The following is a 17,993-nucleotide window of genomic DNA, read 5'->3' as shown; positions in this document are numbered from 1 at the left end:
TGATAAGTGAAAGATCATCGTTGAATGAAAAAGGATTTTCTAACCGAATGTAAACGGTGGAAAATCCTTTTTTTGGCTCGAACCTAATGGTGAGAATATATTTGTTAAAACGTATGTCATTTATTTTCATTGAGTAGAAGACTCCCACCTCTGAACCTACGTTGGTAAAAATGCCATGTCCTGTGGCATTACCGAAATGACCAACATCGTGTCGGTCCTCGTACAGGCCTGCGCACAATGCAAAATTGTTTATTTGTAGCGAAAGCGAAGCGACAGCCACAATTACGCCGAGGCAAAATTGATCAGAAAGTAGATTTCCGTTCCGGCTGACGCCTCCAGGAAAGCCCAGCCGGAACGAAGATTAACGACACGTTATGGTGCTGAGTCTATTTTTTGAAATAAACAAGTTCTACATGATATTATTCGCTACATATATAGAATGGATTACAAAAGAAGGTGAAATAGATGGCCACTAGAAAAAAAAGAAAAGTCACGAAAAGTAAAACGTCTACAGAAAAAAAAGAAATGCATCCACTTATGTATGAAATTTTAGGACTTATCTTCATTGCATTAGCGGTAATTATGATGTTTGAATATGGCATGATTGGACGTGTTCTCCAAACAATAGCAATGTTTCTTTTAGGAAATTTACATTTTGCTGTGCCATTTATGTTGATATTTGTTGCGTTATTACTAATGATTGGGCGGAAAAAAGTGAGCATTTATGATCGTCTCATATTAGGGATGCTCCTCATTGTTATGAGTTTAACAATTTTTAGTCACGGTATTCTTTTTGAACAATTATCAAAATCTGGTGGATTATTATCCGACTCTGTGTTGCGAGAATCTTGGCGAATATTAATTAATTCAGAGGGTATTATCCATCGAAGTAATGCACTTGGCGGAGGTATGATTGGTGCACTGTTATTCAGCGCTTTACATGTATTATTTGAGGCAACAGGTGCGAAGGTCGTTGCATGGGTTATTTTCTTTATCGGCTTAATTTTAGTGACAGGAAAGGCGCTTGTTCCATATTTAGCAGAAAAAATGCCTGACCTTTTTGGGAAATGGCAAAAGAAACATCGTGAAAAGAAAAAAAATATGCCAAAGAAATCTAAAAATCGCCGTTCAAAAGTAGAAAGCAAGGATGAAATCGCAGCTGTTGAACAGGAGCTAGAGGTACAAGAGGAAGAAGAAGATTCTTATGAACCAATCATCTCTGCCTTTACTCAAAATGTATCTCATGAACGGGAAGAATATGCAACAGCTGAAAATGAAGATATTGAACATGGAGATATGGTTGATGATGTCCATATCGAAGGGGCAGATGCTGTAGAAAATGCAGATTATCAACTACCGTCTTATAATCTATTACAATTACCGCCACAGCATGATCAAAGTGGCGAATATTCTGTTATTCAGGCCAATGCGAAAAAGCTTGAGCAAACGTTGCAAAGCTTTGGTGTAAAAGCAAAAGTAACGCAGGTTCATTTAGGCCCAGCTGTCACGAAGTACGAAATATTACCGGATATAGGTGTGAAAGTAAGTAAAATTGTAAACTTACAGGATGATCTTGCCTTAGCACTTGCTGCAAAGGATATTCGTATGGAAGCACCTATTCCAGGGAAGTCTGCAATCGGCATTGAAGTACCAAATAGTGAGGTAGCAATTGTTACATTGCGGGAAGTGTTAGAGTCTAAAGATGGTGCAAAGCCAGAAGCTTTATTACAAGTCGCATTAGGTCGTGATATTACTGGACAAGCAGTACTCGCCGAGCTCAATAAAATGCCACATTTACTTGTTGCAGGTTCGACGGGAAGTGGGAAAAGTGTGTGTATAAATGGTATTGTCGTATCAATCCTAATGCGGACAAAACCACATGAAGTAAAGCTCATGATGATAGACCCGAAAATGGTGGAGTTAAATGTTTATAATGGAATTCCTCATCTACTGGCACCAGTTGTTACGGATGCTCGTAAAGCGTCTCAGGCGCTAAAGAAAGTTGTGGCTGAAATGGAGCGCCGCTATGATCTATTTTCGCATACAGGTACTCGTAATATCGAAGGCTACAATGGTCATGTACAAAAAGTTAATGAGCAAACGGATGAAAAACATCCGAAATTACCTTATATTGTGGTAATTGTGGACGAGTTAGCAGACTTAATGATGGTTGCCTCAAGTGATGTAGAAGATTCTATTACACGTTTAGCACAAATGGCACGTGCAGCAGGGATTCATTTAATAATTGCAACCCAACGACCAAGTGTTGATGTATTGACAGGTGTTATTAAAGCAAATATTCCTTCGCGTATTGCCTTTGCAGTTTCATCAGCAATCGATTCTAGAACGATTTTAGATATGGGTGGAGCGGAACGTTTACTCGGACGAGGCGATATGCTGTTTTTACCTGCCGGTGCATCTAAACCGAAACGTGTGCAAGGTGCCTTTTTATCAGATCAAGAAGTTGAGTCAGTTGTTACCTTTGTTATAGAACAGCAAAAAGCACAGTATCAGGAGGAAATGATTCCGACCGAAGAAGAGACAATTTTAGAGGAAACCGACGACTTATTTGATGAGGCTGTACAGTTAGTTGTGAGTATGCAGACGGCCTCTGTTTCGATGTTGCAACGCCGCTTCCGTATCGGCTATTCGAGAGCTGCTCGTATTGTCGATCAAATGGAACAACGCGGTATTGTCGGGCCTTCAGAGGGTAGTAAACCTCGACAAGTGCTCATTAATCAATACGATAATTAGTGCAAAACAACGACAAAAAAATGAATAATGTTGAATATATTAAGTAGGCCCAAATTCATTTCAAAATTCGGAAGCAATTACGCTAAGGTGTAATTGCTTTCAGTCTATAAAAATGTTATATTTATGAACGATTAGTAGGAATGTTGTACATCAGATGTCTGATCTCTGATATTGGTGGTGATATATGTGACTATTAAAGCAGATCATCGTCATCTCTATCTTCAAGTAATTGATCGTTTAAAGTCTGACATTGAAACAGGCATTTTTAAAGAAAATGAAAAACTGCCTTCAGAGTTTGAATTATCGAAATCACTAGGAGTCAGTCGAGCAACTCTTAGAGAAGCGCTACGACTGTTGGAAGAGGAAAATGTTATTGTGCGTCGACATGGGGTGGGTACATTTGTAAACCCTAAGCCTTTGTTTACATCAGGTATCGAGCATTTATCGAGCATTTCTTCTATGATCGAGGCAGCAGGTATGGAACCCGGTTCCCGCTTTTTAAAGGCGACGGAAAGTATACCTTCTGAGGAAGATTTAAAACGCTTCCAATGTGATGGCGAAGATAAAATACTCACAATTGAACGTGTCAGAACAGCGGACGGCGAGCCGGTAGTATACTGCATAGACAGATTACCAGCAAGTTTCCTGCCAACTGACTTTGTTGAAAAAAAAGAAGTTTCACTTTTCTCTGCACTTGAACAATCTGGTAAAATTCATGTTGCCTATGCCGTTACATATATTGATCCAATCGGGTATCATGAGCAAGCTTCACCGATTTTAAATTGCGGGCGTGAAACAGCTCTTTTAGTATTAAAGCAGTTGCATTACGATGATCATGATCAAGTAGTGCTGTATTCAAAAAATTATTTCCGAGCTGATAAATTCAGCTTCCATGTAGTTCGTAAACGGGTGTAGAACATTTCTAAATATTTTCCTGCTAATTACAATACCTTTGGGGGGTTAACAGAATGAAGAAACGTAAATTTGGCTTAGTATTATCATCAGTTTTAGCTGCAAGTGCAATTTTAGGTGCATGTGGTACGAAAGACGAAGAAAAACCTGCAAAAGACAATGGAAATGCATCATCAGGCGAAAGCAACAAAGAAGAAGCATTCTCAGTAGCAATGGTTACTGACACTGGTGGTGTTGATGATAAATCATTCAACCAATCTGCTTGGGAAGGCGTTGAAGCTTTCGGTAAAGAAAATGGCCTAAAAAAAGGTGATGGCATCGACTACTTACAATCAAAAACAGACGCAGACTATGAAACAAATTTAAATCTATTATTACGTCGTGATTTTAACTTAATCTATGGTATTGGCTATTTGTTAAAAGACGCTGTCGAAGCTGTAGCAACTGAAAACCCAGATAACCATTTTGTAATAGTTGATGAAGAAGTAAAAGCTGATAATGTTACATCAGTAAAATTCAAGGAACAAGAGGGTGCATTCCTAGCTGGTGTTGCAGCTGCAAAAATGTCGAAAACAGGTAAAATAGGATTCGTAGGTGGTATGGATATTCCTGTTATCAACCGTTTCCACGCTGGTTTCGTTGCAGGTGCTAAAGCTGTTAACAAAGATATTGAAATTCAAGAAAAATATACTGGTGCTTTTGATAAAGCGGATCTTGGTAAAATTACTGCAAACAGCATGTACACTTCAGGTGTAGATATTATTTTCCATGCTGCTGGTGCAACTGGTAAAGGTGTTTTCTCTGAGGCAAAGGAACGTAAGAAAAAAGACCCTAATGCTAATGTATGGGTAATTGGTGTAGACGCTGACCAATATGAAGAAGGTAAAATAGATGATAAAACAAATGTTACTTTAACTTCTATGTTAAAAGGTGTTAATGCTGCAGTAGTAGATATTTCAAATAAAGCGAAAAACGGTGAATTCCCAGGTGGAAAAACACTTATTTATGGTTTAGCTGAAGACGGCGTGAAACTTGCCGATTCTCGTGGTGCTATCCCAGCAGACGTACAAACTGTCATTGATGAATATAAGGAAAAAATTGTTAAAGGTGAAATTAAAGTTCCAGAAAAAGTGAAAAAATAATTCATCTTTTGATCATCATAAGGGACTTTAACAAGGCCCTTATGATGATTTTTCAATCTATCGTTATATTTTGACTATTTGCAATACTCTATCGGATTCTATTTGTTTACCATAGAGGTAGTAATTTTTCTATGAGTTTATCGAAAGAATAGTAATGATGGTAACAAGTTAATAGAAGAAAGGTTTCTAACGATGACCTTTCCTGTATTAATTTATCTTCATTCAGAAGAATATCTACCTCTATTAGTGGGACAAGGTATGTGTGAATTTTTTGTTAATAGGGTACATAATGCAACTGAACGAAGATGGAACCGCTGGCTGAGGTCATTGCTGTCGATGTGAAAAAACGTTGAACTAACAGTGACTATAGCTAGTATTAAGTTTGTCTCAAACAAATAACGGTTTCAAAAACAGGACGTATTGTTTATCTGTGCGAAAGCGGAGTTTTAACGAAGCGTAACAAATGTTTACTGTGGCGAAAGCAATGCAACAGCCACAATTACGCAAAGGCGAAATTGATAAAAGTGCCTATTAAGGGAGTGACAAAATTGGATTACGTGATAGAAATGCTAGGAATCCGAAAAGAGTTCGGTAATTTCGTGGCGAATAATAACATCACCCTCCAACTGAAAAAAGGCGAAATCCATGCATTACTAGGTGAAAATGGTGCAGGTAAATCGACTTTAATGAACGTCCTTTTTGGTTTGTATCAACCAGAGGGTGGCGAAATTCGAGTTCGAGGGAAGGCTGTTAAAATTACAAACCCGAATGTGGCCAATGATCTAGGGATTGGTATGGTGCATCAGCACTTTATGTTGGTGGAAAATTTTACAGTAACAGAGAATATTATTTTAGGCACTGAACCTACAAAAATGGGTGTTATTAATATTAAAGATGCGGCAAAGAAAGTACAGGCACTTTCTGAAAAATATGGTTTAGATGTTGATCCATATGCCAAAATCGAGGACATTACTGTAGGGATGCAACAGCGTGTTGAAATTTTAAAAACACTATACCGTGGTGCAGAAATTTTAATTTTTGACGAACCTACGGCATCCTTAACACCACAGGAGATTACAGAGCTTATTCAAATAATGCGTCGGTTAATTGAAGAGGGCAAATCCATTATTTTAATTACCCATAAGCTAAAAGAAATTATGGACGTCTCTGACCGTGTGACGATTATCCGAAAAGGGGAAGGAATTGGAACAGTTATAACTGCTGAAACAAATCCAAACCAATTAGCTGAAATGATGGTTGGACGTCAAGTCGAATTTAAAACAGAAAAAACAGAAGCAAAACCAACTGATGAAGTACTTTCAATCGACAATTTGGTTGTTACAGACTACCGTAATATCGATAAAGTAAAAGGCTTAAACTTAAAAGTACGTAAAGGTGAAATTGTTGGTATTGCAGGTATCGATGGTAACGGACAATCTGAGTTAATCGAAGCCATCACTGGTCTACGTAAAATTAAGAGTGGTACTGTTAAATTAAATGGCAAAGATATTACAAATATGAAACCTCGAAAAATTACAGAGGAAGGTGTTGGGCATATCCCTCAAGACCGCCATAAGCATGGTCTAGTATTAGATTTCCCAATAGGTCATAATATTGCACTACAAACATATTATCAGTCTCCAATCGCTAAGGGCTTTGTTATGGACTACAAGAAGGTGTCTGAAAAAGCACGTCAAATCATTGAAGAATATGATGTGCGTACTGGTAATGGTGAAATGACGCCAGCACGTGCCCTTTCAGGTGGTAACCAGCAAAAAGCGATTATCGGTCGTGAAATTGATCGTAATCCAGACTTATTGATTGCTGCTTTACCAACACGTGGTCTTGACGTAGGGGCAATTGAATTTATTCACGCTCGCCTGATTGAGCAACGTGACAAAGGAAAAGCCGTACTGTTAATTTCATTTGAATTAGATGAGGTCATGAATGTTTCGGATCGTATTGCTGTTATTTATGACGGTCAAATTGTGGATGAATTAAATCCAAAAGAAACAACAGAACAAGAGCTTGGTCTATTAATGGCAGGACAAAGTAATAAAAATAACATGAATGATGCGAAGGAGGGGAACGACTAATGTCAAATCGTGTCATTAATATTCTCGTTCCTATCATCTCTATCATTATCGGTTTAATTGTTGGGGCTATCGTGATGGTAGTTAGCGGCTATGACCCAGTACTAGGTTATAGCGCCCTTTGGACAGGTATTTTTGGAGATTCATATTCTATTGGGAACACAATCCGTCAAATAACACCGTACATATTGGCGGGTCTAGCGGTAGCATTTGCCTTCCGCACAGGTTTATTTAACATTGGTGTAGAAGGTCAGTTAATTTTAGGTTGGCTAGCAGCAGCTTGGGTCGGCTATGCGTTTGATCTACCTAAAATCATTCACTTACCATTAGCTTTACTGGCTGCAGCAGCTGCAGGTGCATTTTGGGCCTTTATTGCAGGTTTCTTAAAAGCGAAATTTAAAGTTCACGAAGTTATAGCGACAATTATGTTAAACTACACTGCCCTTTATATTGCGAATGCAGTGATTAAAAAATTGTCTGACGGGAGCTTTAAAACAGAACGTGTTCATGAATCGGCTTCTTTACGTTCTCCGTTTTTAAGAGAGCTTACAGACAATTCAAGTCTTCACTATGGGATCATTATTGCACTGTTAATGGTAGTAGTAATGTGGTTCATTTTAGAAAAAACAACACGCGGGTATGAGCTTAAAGCGGTCGGCTTTAATAAGAATGCAGCAGACTATGCTGGTATGAATGTTAACAAAAACATTATTTTAGCTATGACGATTTCTGGTATGTTCGCAGGTCTTGGTGGTGCTATGGAGGCACTAGGTACTTTCGGAAACGCCTCTATTAAACCAGGCTTTACTGGTATAGGTTTCGATGGGATCGCTGTGGCCTTACTTGGTGCTAACACGCCACTAGGGGTTGTATTTGGAGCCTCATTATTCGGCTCACTTAAATACGGAGCGCTAAATATGCCGAATGCGGCTGGTATTCCAGAGGAAATCGTGTCTATTATTATCGCGTTAATTATTTTCTTCGTGGCATCAGGCTATATTATTCGAGTAGCATTACAAAAGTTGAGCAAGAAAAAGGAGGGACAATAACATGGGCTTTTTAGAAATGTTATATTTCATCATCCCTTCTGCAATTCTTTATGCAACACCGTTAATTTTTACGGCAATCGGTGGTGTATTCTCTGAACGTTCAGGTGTAGTAAACATCGGACTAGAAGGTTTAATGATTGTCGGCGCATTCGTTGGTATTTATGTCAACTTAGAATATGCTTCAACATTCGGTGCTGCAACAATTTGGGTGGCAATGCTGGCAGCTGTTATTATTGGGGGAATCTTCTCACTTCTCCATGCTGTTGCTTCGATTTCCTTCCGTGCCGATCAAACGGTATCGGGGGTTGCTATAAACTTATTAGGTATAGCAGTATCCGTATTCTTGGTGAAAATGATTTATGATAAAGGTCAAACGGATACGATTACCCAAACAATAGACCGTTTTGCTATTCCTTTTTTACAGGATATCCCGTTCTTTGGTCCGTTATTATTCCAAAATGTCTATAGTACATCAATTTTAGCTTTTGCAGTAGCTATTGGGGCATGGTTTATCATTTATAAAACACCATTTGGCTTACGTTTACGCGCTGTCGGTGAACATCCAATGGCTGCAGATACGATGGGTGTAAAAGTGAATAGAATGCGTTATATTGCTGTTGTCATCTCTGGGGCATTAGGTGGTCTTGGTGGTGCAGTGTACGCGCAATCAATTACAGGCGATTTCTCACATGCAACAATTGCTGGTCAAGGCTTTATGGCCATTGCTGCAATGATTTTTGGGAAATGGCATCCGATCGGTGCATTAGGTGCAGCTTTATTCTTTGGAGTAGCACAAACGTTAAGTGTTGCAGGTAGCGGAATTCCTTATATTCAAGACATTCCTGCTGTTTACTTGCAAATTTTACCGTATGTATTAACAATCCTTGCATTAGCAGGATTTATCGGTAAAGCAAATGCACCAAAAGCTAGTGGTCAACCTTATATTAAAGGGAAACGCTAATAACAAACGATTAAAGACTGGGCGAAAATGCTCAGTCTTTTTCCTTGTACATATTTCAAGTGTTTGGGAAAATAATGGTTGGTGGTTGATCTTTATTTGCTTGCATGTACAGGTTCCTCAACAACCAAATGTAATTTCACACATTTCATATACATACTTTGGATTCTTTTTGCAATTATAGACAATAGACATGTATAGTATGTGTAGTACTTTGTTATATTAAGAAAGATAAGGAGGGTTCTATATATGTTTAAAACAATACCTTTTGCAAAAGGTGTCAATTTGCATATCCGACAAACGACCCAATTTAAAACCGTAAATTTTTCAATTAAATGGAGAAAAGCATTAACGGCGACAAATGCGTCTGAACGTACAGTATTAACAAATGTTTTGCAACACAGTAATGCGAAATATCAGACAACAGCTGCATTCCGAAGTTTCCTGGATGACTTGTATGGCACAGTGTTATATTTCGACACATCTAAACGTGGTAATGAACATACAGTATTGATGAATGTAGAAGCTGTTAATGATCATTATTTGGCAAATACTAGTGTTTTAAACGAGGTACTCGATTTATTGCATACAGCAATATTTGAACCGAATTTAGAAAATGGTGTATTTAAGGAATCGATTGTGGAACGTGAAAAGAAAACAGTCATTCAGCGTATTGAGTCCATTTTTGACGATAAATCTCGTTATGCGCAGCAACGCATTCAACAAATTTTACGTCCAAATGAACCGGCCTCTATTTCTGCGAATGGAACTATCGAGGACATTCAAAAAATTACCCCTACATCATTGTTTGAAGCATATCAATCCATGCTTGCTAACGATAAAATAGACATTTATGTCGCGGGTGATATTAATGAAGAAGAAATCGTAGCGAAGCTAAAAGAAGCGCTACCATTTAATGATCGTACACCTGAAGAAATTCCTGCTGTACTTCCACAACAGCATCCACAAAATGATTATGTACGTGAACAACAAGAAATGAAGCAAGGCAAGCTGCATATTGGCTTTAGTACACCAGTACGATTTGGTGACGCTGATTTTGCCAAAATGCAAATCTTTAACGGCGTATTTGGTGGCTACCCTCACGCCAAATTATTTATGAATGTTCGTGAAAAGGAAAGTTTAGCCTACTATGCGTCTAGCTCATATGCATCACATTATGGCTTAGTCTTTGTTGTATCTGGGATTGAACCAAAGAATGAGGAAAAAGCGTTATCACTAATTAAGGAACAACTTGCTGTTATGCAAGCGGGCGATATTACAGATTTAGAAATAGAGCAAACAAAGGCAATGCTAACGAATCAGCTAAAAGAAGCATTGGATTCTGCTCGAGGGCAAATAGAAATTTTCGACCAATATAAAGATTTACCCGAAGAGTTCTCTGTTGAGACTTGGGCAAATAAATGGCAAGCTGTGACAAAGCAAGATATTGTTGAAATGGCGAAGCAAGTACAGCTAGAAGCGGTCTATTTCTTAAGTGGGAAGGAGCAAGCCGCACAATGAAAACAATTGAATTCAAACAATTAGATGAAACATTGTATTATGAAAAACTAGAAAATGGCTTAGATGTCTATATATTACCGAAAAAAGGCTTTTCTAAAACTTTTGTAACGTTCACCACAAAATATGGTTCTGTTGACCGTACTTTTGTGCCAATTGGTGGAACTGAAAGCATTACAGTACCAGATGGCATTGCCCATTTCTTAGAGCATAAAATGTTTGAAAAAGAAGATGGAGATGTCTTCCAAAAGTTTAGTGAATTCGGCGCTTCAGCCAATGCGTTTACATCATTTACACGTACTGCGTATTTATTTTCTTCAACTAACAATATTTATAACAGCACAGAAACATTATTAAATTTTGTTCAAGAGCCTTACTTTACAGAAGCAACTGTTAATAAGGAAAAGGGCATAATTGGCCAGGAAATTACGATGTACGACGATCAGCCGGATTGGCGCTTATATTTTGGCACAATCGAAAATATGTATCATAATCATCCAGTGAAAATTGATATCGCTGGTACAATTGAGTCAATTGATGGAATTACTGCCGACCATTTATATACGTGCTATAATACATTTTATCACCCGTCCAATATGTTATTGTTTGTCATTGGTGCAGTAGATCCTAATGAAATGATGACGTTTATTCGTGACAATCAAGACAAAAAAGAATTCCCTGAACCAACACCAATTCAACGCTTTTTCGATCAAGAGCCGACAGAAGTTGCTATTAAAGAACGTGAGTTGCGTATGGATGTACAAAAACCTAAAGTCTATATCGGCTTAAAAGCAAAAGAAACAAATCTTTCTGGGCGTGACATGTTAAAGCATGAGCTGTCTGTTCAAATTGCACTTGAACTTATTTTTGGACGTACATCTAAATTTTATGAGAGCGTTTATGATAACGGATTAATAGATGAAACATATGCATTTGATTTCACGTTAGAAAAAGGCTTTGGGTTTGCAATGATTGGCTCAGATTCTACAGACCCTGCTGCATTAGAGAAAGCTATTAAGGAAGAATTAGCAAAGTATGATGGGGATGCCCATTTTGAAAGTACCGATTTAGAACGAGTAAAACGTAAAAAAATAGGTTTCTTCCTACGTGCACTAAACTCTATTGAATTTATCGCCAACCAATTTACACGTTATTCGTTTAATGATATGAATTTGTTCGACGTTGTGCCTGTACTAGAAGAACTAACGATTGAAGATTTGAAAAAAGCGTTTTCTTCAGTTCAAGGTGAATCTCAACAAACTGTCTTTAAAATTTTACCTACTGAGAAGGGCGTACAGTGAAAAAGTTTGCGCTCGTTTTAGGTGCATCTGGTGAGATTGGCCGTGCTATTTGTCGAAGTCTGGCAGAAGACGGTTGGTCCATCTACATACACTTTTCAAACAATGAAAAAGCAGCACAGGCTCTATACTGCTCCCTTTCAGAAAGTTTCCCTGCACAGGAGTTTATGCTTGTACAGGGAGATTTTTTGAAAGCGTCCGGGGCACAATTGCTAGCATCTCAAATTTTTAATGTGCAAGCGATTGTCTTTGCAAATGGTCAAGCACATTATTCGCTACTGGAAGATACTACGGTGGAGGATATGGAGGCATTATGGCGTGTCCATGTACAAAATCCAATGCGTCTTACGGCATTGCTGTCATCAAAGCTACGCGCTCATGATGTCAGCTATGTGCTTTTTATTGGTTCAATTTGGGGAGAGGCTGGATCAGCTGGTGAAGCACTTTATGCCACTGTGAAAGGCGCCCAACATGCTTTTGTGAAGTCATATGCGAAAGAAGCTGCACTGTCGCATATTCGTGTTAATGCCATTGCACCTGGTTTTATTAATACCTCGATGAACAGTCATTTAAGCGAAGAGGAGCTTGAATATATTTTAGAGGATATTCCACTAGGTGTAACTGGGCAAACAACGGATGTTGCTGAAATGGTACGTTTTTATCTTTCTGGAAAAGCAGATTATGTAACGGGGCAAGTTATTAGATTAAACGGTGGCTGGTACATATAATGCTCTTTTTTGCACATACTACATGTGTAAAGGAGGAGGAACATATGACTATTTTAGAAAACTGGCAAAAATGGACATCGTTTTTAGGTCAAAATGTTATGCGAGCAGAATCAAGCGGTATGCCATCGCAAATGATTCAACAAGCTGCTGTACAAATTGGAGAATATTTGGCGACAAATGTCGATCCTAAAAACGAACAAGAGCGAGTGCTGTCGGATTTATGGGGCGTTGCCTCTGAAGAGGAAAAACACGCACTGGCGAATTGTGTCGTTAAACTTGTACAAAATAAACATGTACAGTAAAAAAAGAGGAGAGCGATCTCCTCTTTTTTCTATATATAAAAGCAATTTTTACATAGAAAAGGGAACGTATGTAAGCCTATTTCGTACGTTCAAAAAAAAAATAGTAAGTTTTTAAAAATAACCCCATAATTCCATGTATTCTAACTTTCCATTACATAAAAAATCAGCTATGATGGAACTTATAAAGGATTTTTTACGTTAACTAATAGGAAGGGAACGAGTGTGTTTGAGCGATTGGTACTTTGAATATGAAATTCAGGTGAATCGCCCTGGATTATTAGGAGATATTGCTTCACTTTTAGGGATGCTTCGTGTCAATATTATTTCAATAAATGGTGTCGATGAGGATCGACGTGGTATGTTAGTGCATACAGACAACGATGAGACAATTGAGCGTTTTCGTACAATTGTTTCGACAATGGAACATATTAACGTTACCAAATTTCGACAACCTAAGCTCCGTGATCGTTTAGCCATTAGGCACGGTCATTATATTCCTCGAGATGCAGATGAAAAAAATACCTTCCGCTTCGTACGAGATGAACTTGGTATTTTAGTTGACTTTATGGCTGAACTTTTTAAAAAAGACGGGCATAAGCTTATTGGGATACGTGGAATGCCTCGTGTTGGAAAGACTGAATCAATTGTAGCAGCAAGTGTATGTGCCAATAAAAAATGGATTTTTTTATCGTCTACAATGATTAAGCAGACTGTTCGTAATAAACTTGCTGGTGATGAATTCAGTAACAATAATATTTTTATATTAGATGGTATTGTGACACGTCAATCATCTGATGAGAGACATTTGCAACTAGTGCGTGAAATGATGAGTATGCCTTCCATTAAGGTCATCGAGCATCCAGACATGTTTGTTCAGCATTCAGAATATAAGATAGAGGATTTTGATTATATCATTGAATTGCGTCATCACCCAGATGAAGAAATTACGTATGAAATAATGGAAAAAAGCCAAATGATGTCCGAATCTAATTCATTTGGTGGATTTAATTTTTAATTTGAAATTAAAGTAGGTGTTATTAGTGGCAGAATTAGGGACTCGACTGAAAGAGGCGAGACTGTCTAAAGGCTACAGCTTAGACGATTTACAAGAAATAACGAAAATTCAAAAGCGTTACTTAATAGGTATTGAAGAAGGAAATTATTCGATTATGCCTGGTTCGTTTTATGTACGAGCTTTTATTAAACAATATGCTGACGCTGTTGGTTTGGACGCAGAGGAGCTTTTAGAAACTTATAAAAGCGAGCTACCAGGTACTCCAAACAATCAAGTAAGTCAATCGATGACGAGTAGTCCAAGTAGAAGAAAAGTTTCGAAAGGTCCTTCTACTAAAATGATGGAGGCAATGCCGAAAATAACCGTTGGTTTATTTATCATTGTCATTATTGTGGTGATTTGGGTGCTAATGCAGTCTAAAAATAAAGCAGTGCCAGATGGTGCTGTAGACGATACGCCATCAGAAATAGAATATGATACAAAAGTAAAACCAATAGATACAGAAAAAGATAAAGAGCATAAAAAAGCTCAAACAAATGACAAACAAGACTCAGCAGATTCAAAAGATTCAACACAGGAAACACCTGATGAAAAGCAAACTGAAGAGGTTAAGCAATCGATTTCAGCTGGGGCTATTGAAGCGGATGGTGCAACAACTTCTTATACGTTAACAGGTACGGATGCATTTAAAATACGTATTGAAGTGTCAGGTCCAACATTTATCGGTATTCGTAACCAACAGCAACAAGAATTACTATCAGATACTCGTGTATATAATGCAGGAGAAGTAGTAGAATTCGACGCAACATCTCAAAATTACGCCCGTATCCGCTTAGGTAATTCAGCGCAAGCTAAAGTATACATTAATGACGAGCCTTTAACGTATGCACAGCAAATTGTAACGCAAAACATCGTCATCAATTTCAATAAAGAATAGTAGTCATCTAGTGATGACTACTTTCTTTCATCATGAAAGGTGTTAGAAAAATGAACATTCCAAATAAAATTACCATCTCTCGAATCTTACTTATTCCGTTCTTTGTCATTGTTATGATGTTTGATTTTGGCTGGGGAACAATGTCACTATTCGGTGCGACGATGCCTGTTCATCATTTTGTAGGTGCACTTATTTTTATTATTGCTTCAACGACTGATTGGGTGGATGGTTATTATGCACGTAAGTACAATCTTGTGACAACATTTGGGAAATTTTTAGACCCACTTGCTGACAAGTTGCTAGTTTCAGCGGCTTTTATTTTAATGGTAGAACTTGATATGGCGTCTGCATGGATAATAATCATTATTATTAGTCGCGAGTTTGCAGTTACTGGCCTTCGTTTAATATTGGCTGGTGAAGGAGAAGTTGTTGCGGCCAACCAGCTTGGCAAAATTAAAACATGGGCTCAAATTGTGGCCATCGGTGCAGCACTTTTACACAATACAATTTTTACACTTATCGGTCTTCCATTCGATAAAATTATGCTATATATTGCATTGTTCTTTACGCTATGGTCTGGATGGGATTATTTCTATCTAAATCGACGTGTCTTACTTGAGTCTAAATAAGAGAGGTCTTGAGGGTCATGAATGCTGAAATTCTTGCAGTTGGCTCAGAGTTATTGCTTGGTCAGATTTCGAACACAAATGCAAGATTTATTTCTAGTCAGTTGTCAGAGTTGGGAATAAATGTGTATTATCACACTGTTGTTGGAGATAATGCACAACGTTTGGAAGAAGCTATTTCCATTGCAGAGACTCGTGCTGATTTAATCATTTTCTCGGGTGGGCTTGGGCCTACAAAGGATGATTTAACAAAGGAAACGATTGCGCGTCATCTTGACGTTTCTCTCGAAATTGATGATATCGCACTGGCTAATATTGAGCAGTTTTTTGCACAACGAGGACGTCCAATGACGGATAATAATCGTAAGCAGGCTTTAATACTAGCGGGTAGTGAGGTGCTTGCAAACCATCACGGTATGGCACCTGGCATGATATTAACTAAGGATGAACGTACGTATATTTTACTGCCCGGGCCACCTAAAGAGCTTGAGCCAATGTTCCAGTTTGAAGCAAAGCCAAAGCTTGGTGCTATGTTAAACGCTGGAGGGGTAATTACATCGCATGTTATGCGTTTTTATGGAATTGGAGAGGCGGAGCTTGAGGTTCGTGTCCAACATATTTTAGATGCGCAAACAAATCCAACTGTTGCTCCACTTGCTTCTGACGGCGAGGTTACATTGCGTGTAACTGCTAAAGCAGAAACGGAGCAAGAAGCGCAGCATCTTATTGCCGCAAAGGTAACAGAGATTCAAGCGCTTGTTGGGAACTATCAATACGGTATAGATGACGATTCACTTGCCTCTAAAACAGTAGAAATGTTACTAGACAATCAGTTAACAATTTCTGCAGCGGAAAGTTTAACAGCAGGATTATTTCAGTCAGAACTTGCTGAAATACCGGGTGTAGGGGATGCCCTTGTTGGTGGCGTTGTTACGTATACGGAAGAGGCTAAAATTAAGCAACTCGGTATTTCAAAAGAATTTTTAACTACACATGGGATTGTAAGCAGTGAATGTGCGGCGGCTATGGCTAGTGCTGTACGTAAAAAGTTTGATACGGATATTGGTATTGGATTAACAGGTGCGGCGGGTCCTACAGCCCATGATCATCAACCAGCGGGGACGGTTTGGATTGGTATTGCCATTGGTGATGAAAAACCAATAACGTATTTACTTCATTTATCAGGTATGCGGAATACAAATCGACTGCGCGCGGCGAAATTTACTTGTCATTATTTAATGCAACTTTTGGAAGAAAGAGGCTTTAAAAAACGTTAATCCATTATTCTTCGGTAAACTTGTAGCTGACGCTTTGCTTTCGCTACAAAGAAGTTAAATATGTTGAAAATAGAAATTTGGGTAATGGAAAGTTACCCAAATTTTTATTTTGAAGAAAAACGAATAAATGTTCGCTTTTTTCTTGCGTCTTCTCTTAAAAACAAGTATAGTAGAGATAGAGAAAAACAGTGAACAGTTTTCAAAGGAGGAAAATGAATGAGTGATCGTAAAGCTGCCTTAGAACAGGCGTTAAAACAAATTGAAAAGAATTTTGGTAAAGGTTCCATCATGAAACTTGGCGAAAAAACCGATTTAGAAATCGCTACATCTTCAAGTGGTTCGCTAGCACTTGATGCTGCATTGGGTGTTGGTGGATATCCACGTGGACGTATTATTGAAGTATATGGCCCAGAATCATCAGGTAAAACAACAGTTGCTCTTCATGCGATTGCAGAAGTGCAGGCAAATGGTGGACAAGCAGCATTTATCGATGCTGAGCATGCACTAGATCCAATTTACGCACAAAAATTGGGCGTCAATATTGATGAACTTCTATTATCTCAACCAGATACGGGAGAACAGGCGCTTGAAATCGCAGAAGCATTAGTGCGTAGTGGTGCTATCGATATCATCGTTATTGACTCCGTAGCAGCACTAGTTCCGAAAGCAGAAATCGAAGGAGATATGGGTGATTCGCATGTTGGTTTACAAGCCCGTTTAATGTCTCAGGCCTTACGTAAGCTTTCAGGTGCTATTAATAAATCTAAAACGATTGCTATTTTCATTAACCAAGTGCGTGAAAAAATTGGTGTTATGTTCGGAAACCCAGAAACAACACCTGGTGGACGTGCGCTTAAATTTTACAGCTCAGTACGTTTAGAGGTTCGTCGTGCGGAAGCTATTAAACAAGGCAATGACATTATGGGTAACCGTACAAAAATTAAAATTGTGAAAAACAAAGTAGCACCACCATTCCGTACAGCTGAAGTTGATATTATGTACGGTGAAGGGATTTCAAAAGAGGGCGAAACAGTTGATTTAGGTGTTGAACTAGACATCGTTCAAAAAAGCGGTTCTTGGTATGCTTACGGTGATGAGCGCCTAGGTCAAGGTCGTGAAAATGCTAAACAATATTTAAAAGAAAATCCAGCAGTACTAGACGACATCGCAAATAAAATCCGTGCTTCTTACGGTATTGCATCTTCATCTTACACAATTGCTGCGCATGATGAAGAGGAAGATATGGATGAGGAATTAAAGCTTCTTCTTGAAGATGAATAATATAAATGCATTGTTCCCACTCTTTATAGTGAGAGCAATGCATTTTTTTATTTACGCAGACTGAAGAATAACGGTTTTGTTGTTAGGTAATCCATATATTCTT

The 17,993-nt window shown here is 38.3% G+C and carries 15 protein-coding genes; all 15 read left to right on the top strand.

Translation table 11 applies throughout. The features are described from left to right. Nucleotides 1-465 precede the first annotated feature (465 nt). The 15 genes from ACIQ7N_RS03395 to recA all read left to right on the top strand — a co-directional run bounded on the left by ACIQ7N_RS03395 (nt 466) and on the right by recA (nt 17,890). Nucleotides 466-2,754, top strand: a complete 2,289-nt coding sequence (locus ACIQ7N_RS03395; protein WP_402930327.1) for an FtsK/SpoIIIE family DNA translocase — start codon at nt 466-468, stop codon at nt 2,752-2,754. Between the two features lie 186 nt (nt 2,755-2,940). Then, nucleotides 2,941-3,669: a GntR family transcriptional regulator gene (locus ACIQ7N_RS03390; protein ID WP_132357384.1), complete on the top strand. Its 729-nt coding sequence runs from the start codon at nt 2,941-2,943 to the stop codon at nt 3,667-3,669. Nucleotides 3,670-3,722: 53 nt separating this feature from the next. Further along, nucleotides 3,723-4,808: a BMP family lipoprotein gene (locus ACIQ7N_RS03385; protein WP_402930326.1), complete on the top strand. Its 1,086-nt coding sequence runs from the start codon at nt 3,723-3,725 to the stop codon at nt 4,806-4,808. 548 nt (nt 4,809-5,356) lie between these two features. Next, nucleotides 5,357-6,904 (top strand): ABC transporter ATP-binding protein, encoded by a 1,548-nt coding sequence (locus tag ACIQ7N_RS03380; RefSeq protein WP_402930325.1) that lies wholly within the window; start codon nt 5,357-5,359, stop codon nt 6,902-6,904. Then, nucleotides 6,904-7,950, top strand: a complete 1,047-nt coding sequence (locus ACIQ7N_RS03375) for an ABC transporter permease (protein WP_402930324.1) — start codon at nt 6,904-6,906, stop codon at nt 7,948-7,950. Before ACIQ7N_RS03380 ends, ACIQ7N_RS03375 begins: the two co-directional genes overlap by 1 nt. A gap of 1 nt (nt 7,951) precedes the next feature. Continuing rightward, the gene (locus tag ACIQ7N_RS03370) at nt 7,952-8,911 is read left to right on the top strand and encodes an ABC transporter permease (RefSeq protein WP_402930323.1); all 960 of its coding nucleotides are present in this window, start codon (nt 7,952-7,954) and stop codon (nt 8,909-8,911) included. Between the two features lie 246 nt (nt 8,912-9,157). Then, nucleotides 9,158-10,429: an EF-P 5-aminopentanol modification-associated protein YfmF gene (gene yfmF, locus ACIQ7N_RS03365; protein WP_402930321.1), complete on the top strand. Its 1,272-nt coding sequence runs from the start codon at nt 9,158-9,160 to the stop codon at nt 10,427-10,429. Continuing rightward, complete coding sequence (gene yfmH, locus ACIQ7N_RS03360; RefSeq protein ID WP_402930319.1) at nt 10,426-11,727, top strand: EF-P 5-aminopentanol modification-associated protein YfmH; 1,302 nt, start codon at nt 10,426-10,428, stop codon at nt 11,725-11,727. The genes yfmF and yfmH overlap by 4 nt, the downstream gene beginning before the upstream one ends. Next, nucleotides 11,724-12,452, top strand: a complete 729-nt coding sequence (gene ymfI, locus ACIQ7N_RS03355) for an elongation factor P 5-aminopentanone reductase (protein ID WP_402930317.1) — start codon at nt 11,724-11,726, stop codon at nt 12,450-12,452. The genes yfmH and ymfI overlap by 4 nt, the downstream gene beginning before the upstream one ends. A 44-nt stretch (nt 12,453-12,496) precedes the next feature. After that, nucleotides 12,497-12,754 carry a DUF3243 domain-containing protein gene (locus ACIQ7N_RS03350; protein ID WP_132357376.1) on the top strand — a complete coding sequence of 86 codons (258 nt, stop codon included), beginning with the start codon at nt 12,497-12,499 and terminating at the stop codon, nt 12,752-12,754. A gap of 226 nt (nt 12,755-12,980) precedes the next feature. Further along, nucleotides 12,981-13,769: a DUF3388 domain-containing protein gene (locus ACIQ7N_RS03345; RefSeq protein ID WP_132357874.1), complete on the top strand. Its 789-nt coding sequence runs from the start codon at nt 12,981-12,983 to the stop codon at nt 13,767-13,769. 16 nt (nt 13,770-13,785) lie between these two features. Then, the gene (locus ACIQ7N_RS03340) at nt 13,786-14,706 is read left to right on the top strand and encodes a helix-turn-helix domain-containing protein (RefSeq protein ID WP_402930315.1); all 921 of its coding nucleotides are present in this window, start codon (nt 13,786-13,788) and stop codon (nt 14,704-14,706) included. A 50-nt stretch (nt 14,707-14,756) separates the two neighbouring features. Continuing rightward, nucleotides 14,757-15,335: a CDP-diacylglycerol--glycerol-3-phosphate 3-phosphatidyltransferase gene (gene pgsA, locus ACIQ7N_RS03335; RefSeq protein ID WP_323652686.1), complete on the top strand. Its 579-nt coding sequence runs from the start codon at nt 14,757-14,759 to the stop codon at nt 15,333-15,335. A gap of 17 nt (nt 15,336-15,352) precedes the next feature. Then, complete coding sequence (locus ACIQ7N_RS03330; protein WP_402930313.1) at nt 15,353-16,609, top strand: competence/damage-inducible protein A; 1,257 nt, start codon at nt 15,353-15,355, stop codon at nt 16,607-16,609. A 216-nt stretch (nt 16,610-16,825) separates the two neighbouring features. Next, nucleotides 16,826-17,890 carry a recombinase RecA gene (recA, locus tag ACIQ7N_RS03325; protein ID WP_132357372.1) on the top strand — a complete coding sequence of 355 codons (1,065 nt, stop codon included), beginning with the start codon at nt 16,826-16,828 and terminating at the stop codon, nt 17,888-17,890. Nucleotides 17,891-17,993: the final 103 nt, after the last annotated feature.

This window comes from Lysinibacillus sp. NPDC095746 (assembly GCF_044763535.1).
GTDB lineage: Bacteria > Bacillota > Bacilli > Bacillales_A > Planococcaceae > Lysinibacillus.
This window is presented reverse-complemented; position numbering and strand designations above follow the sequence as displayed.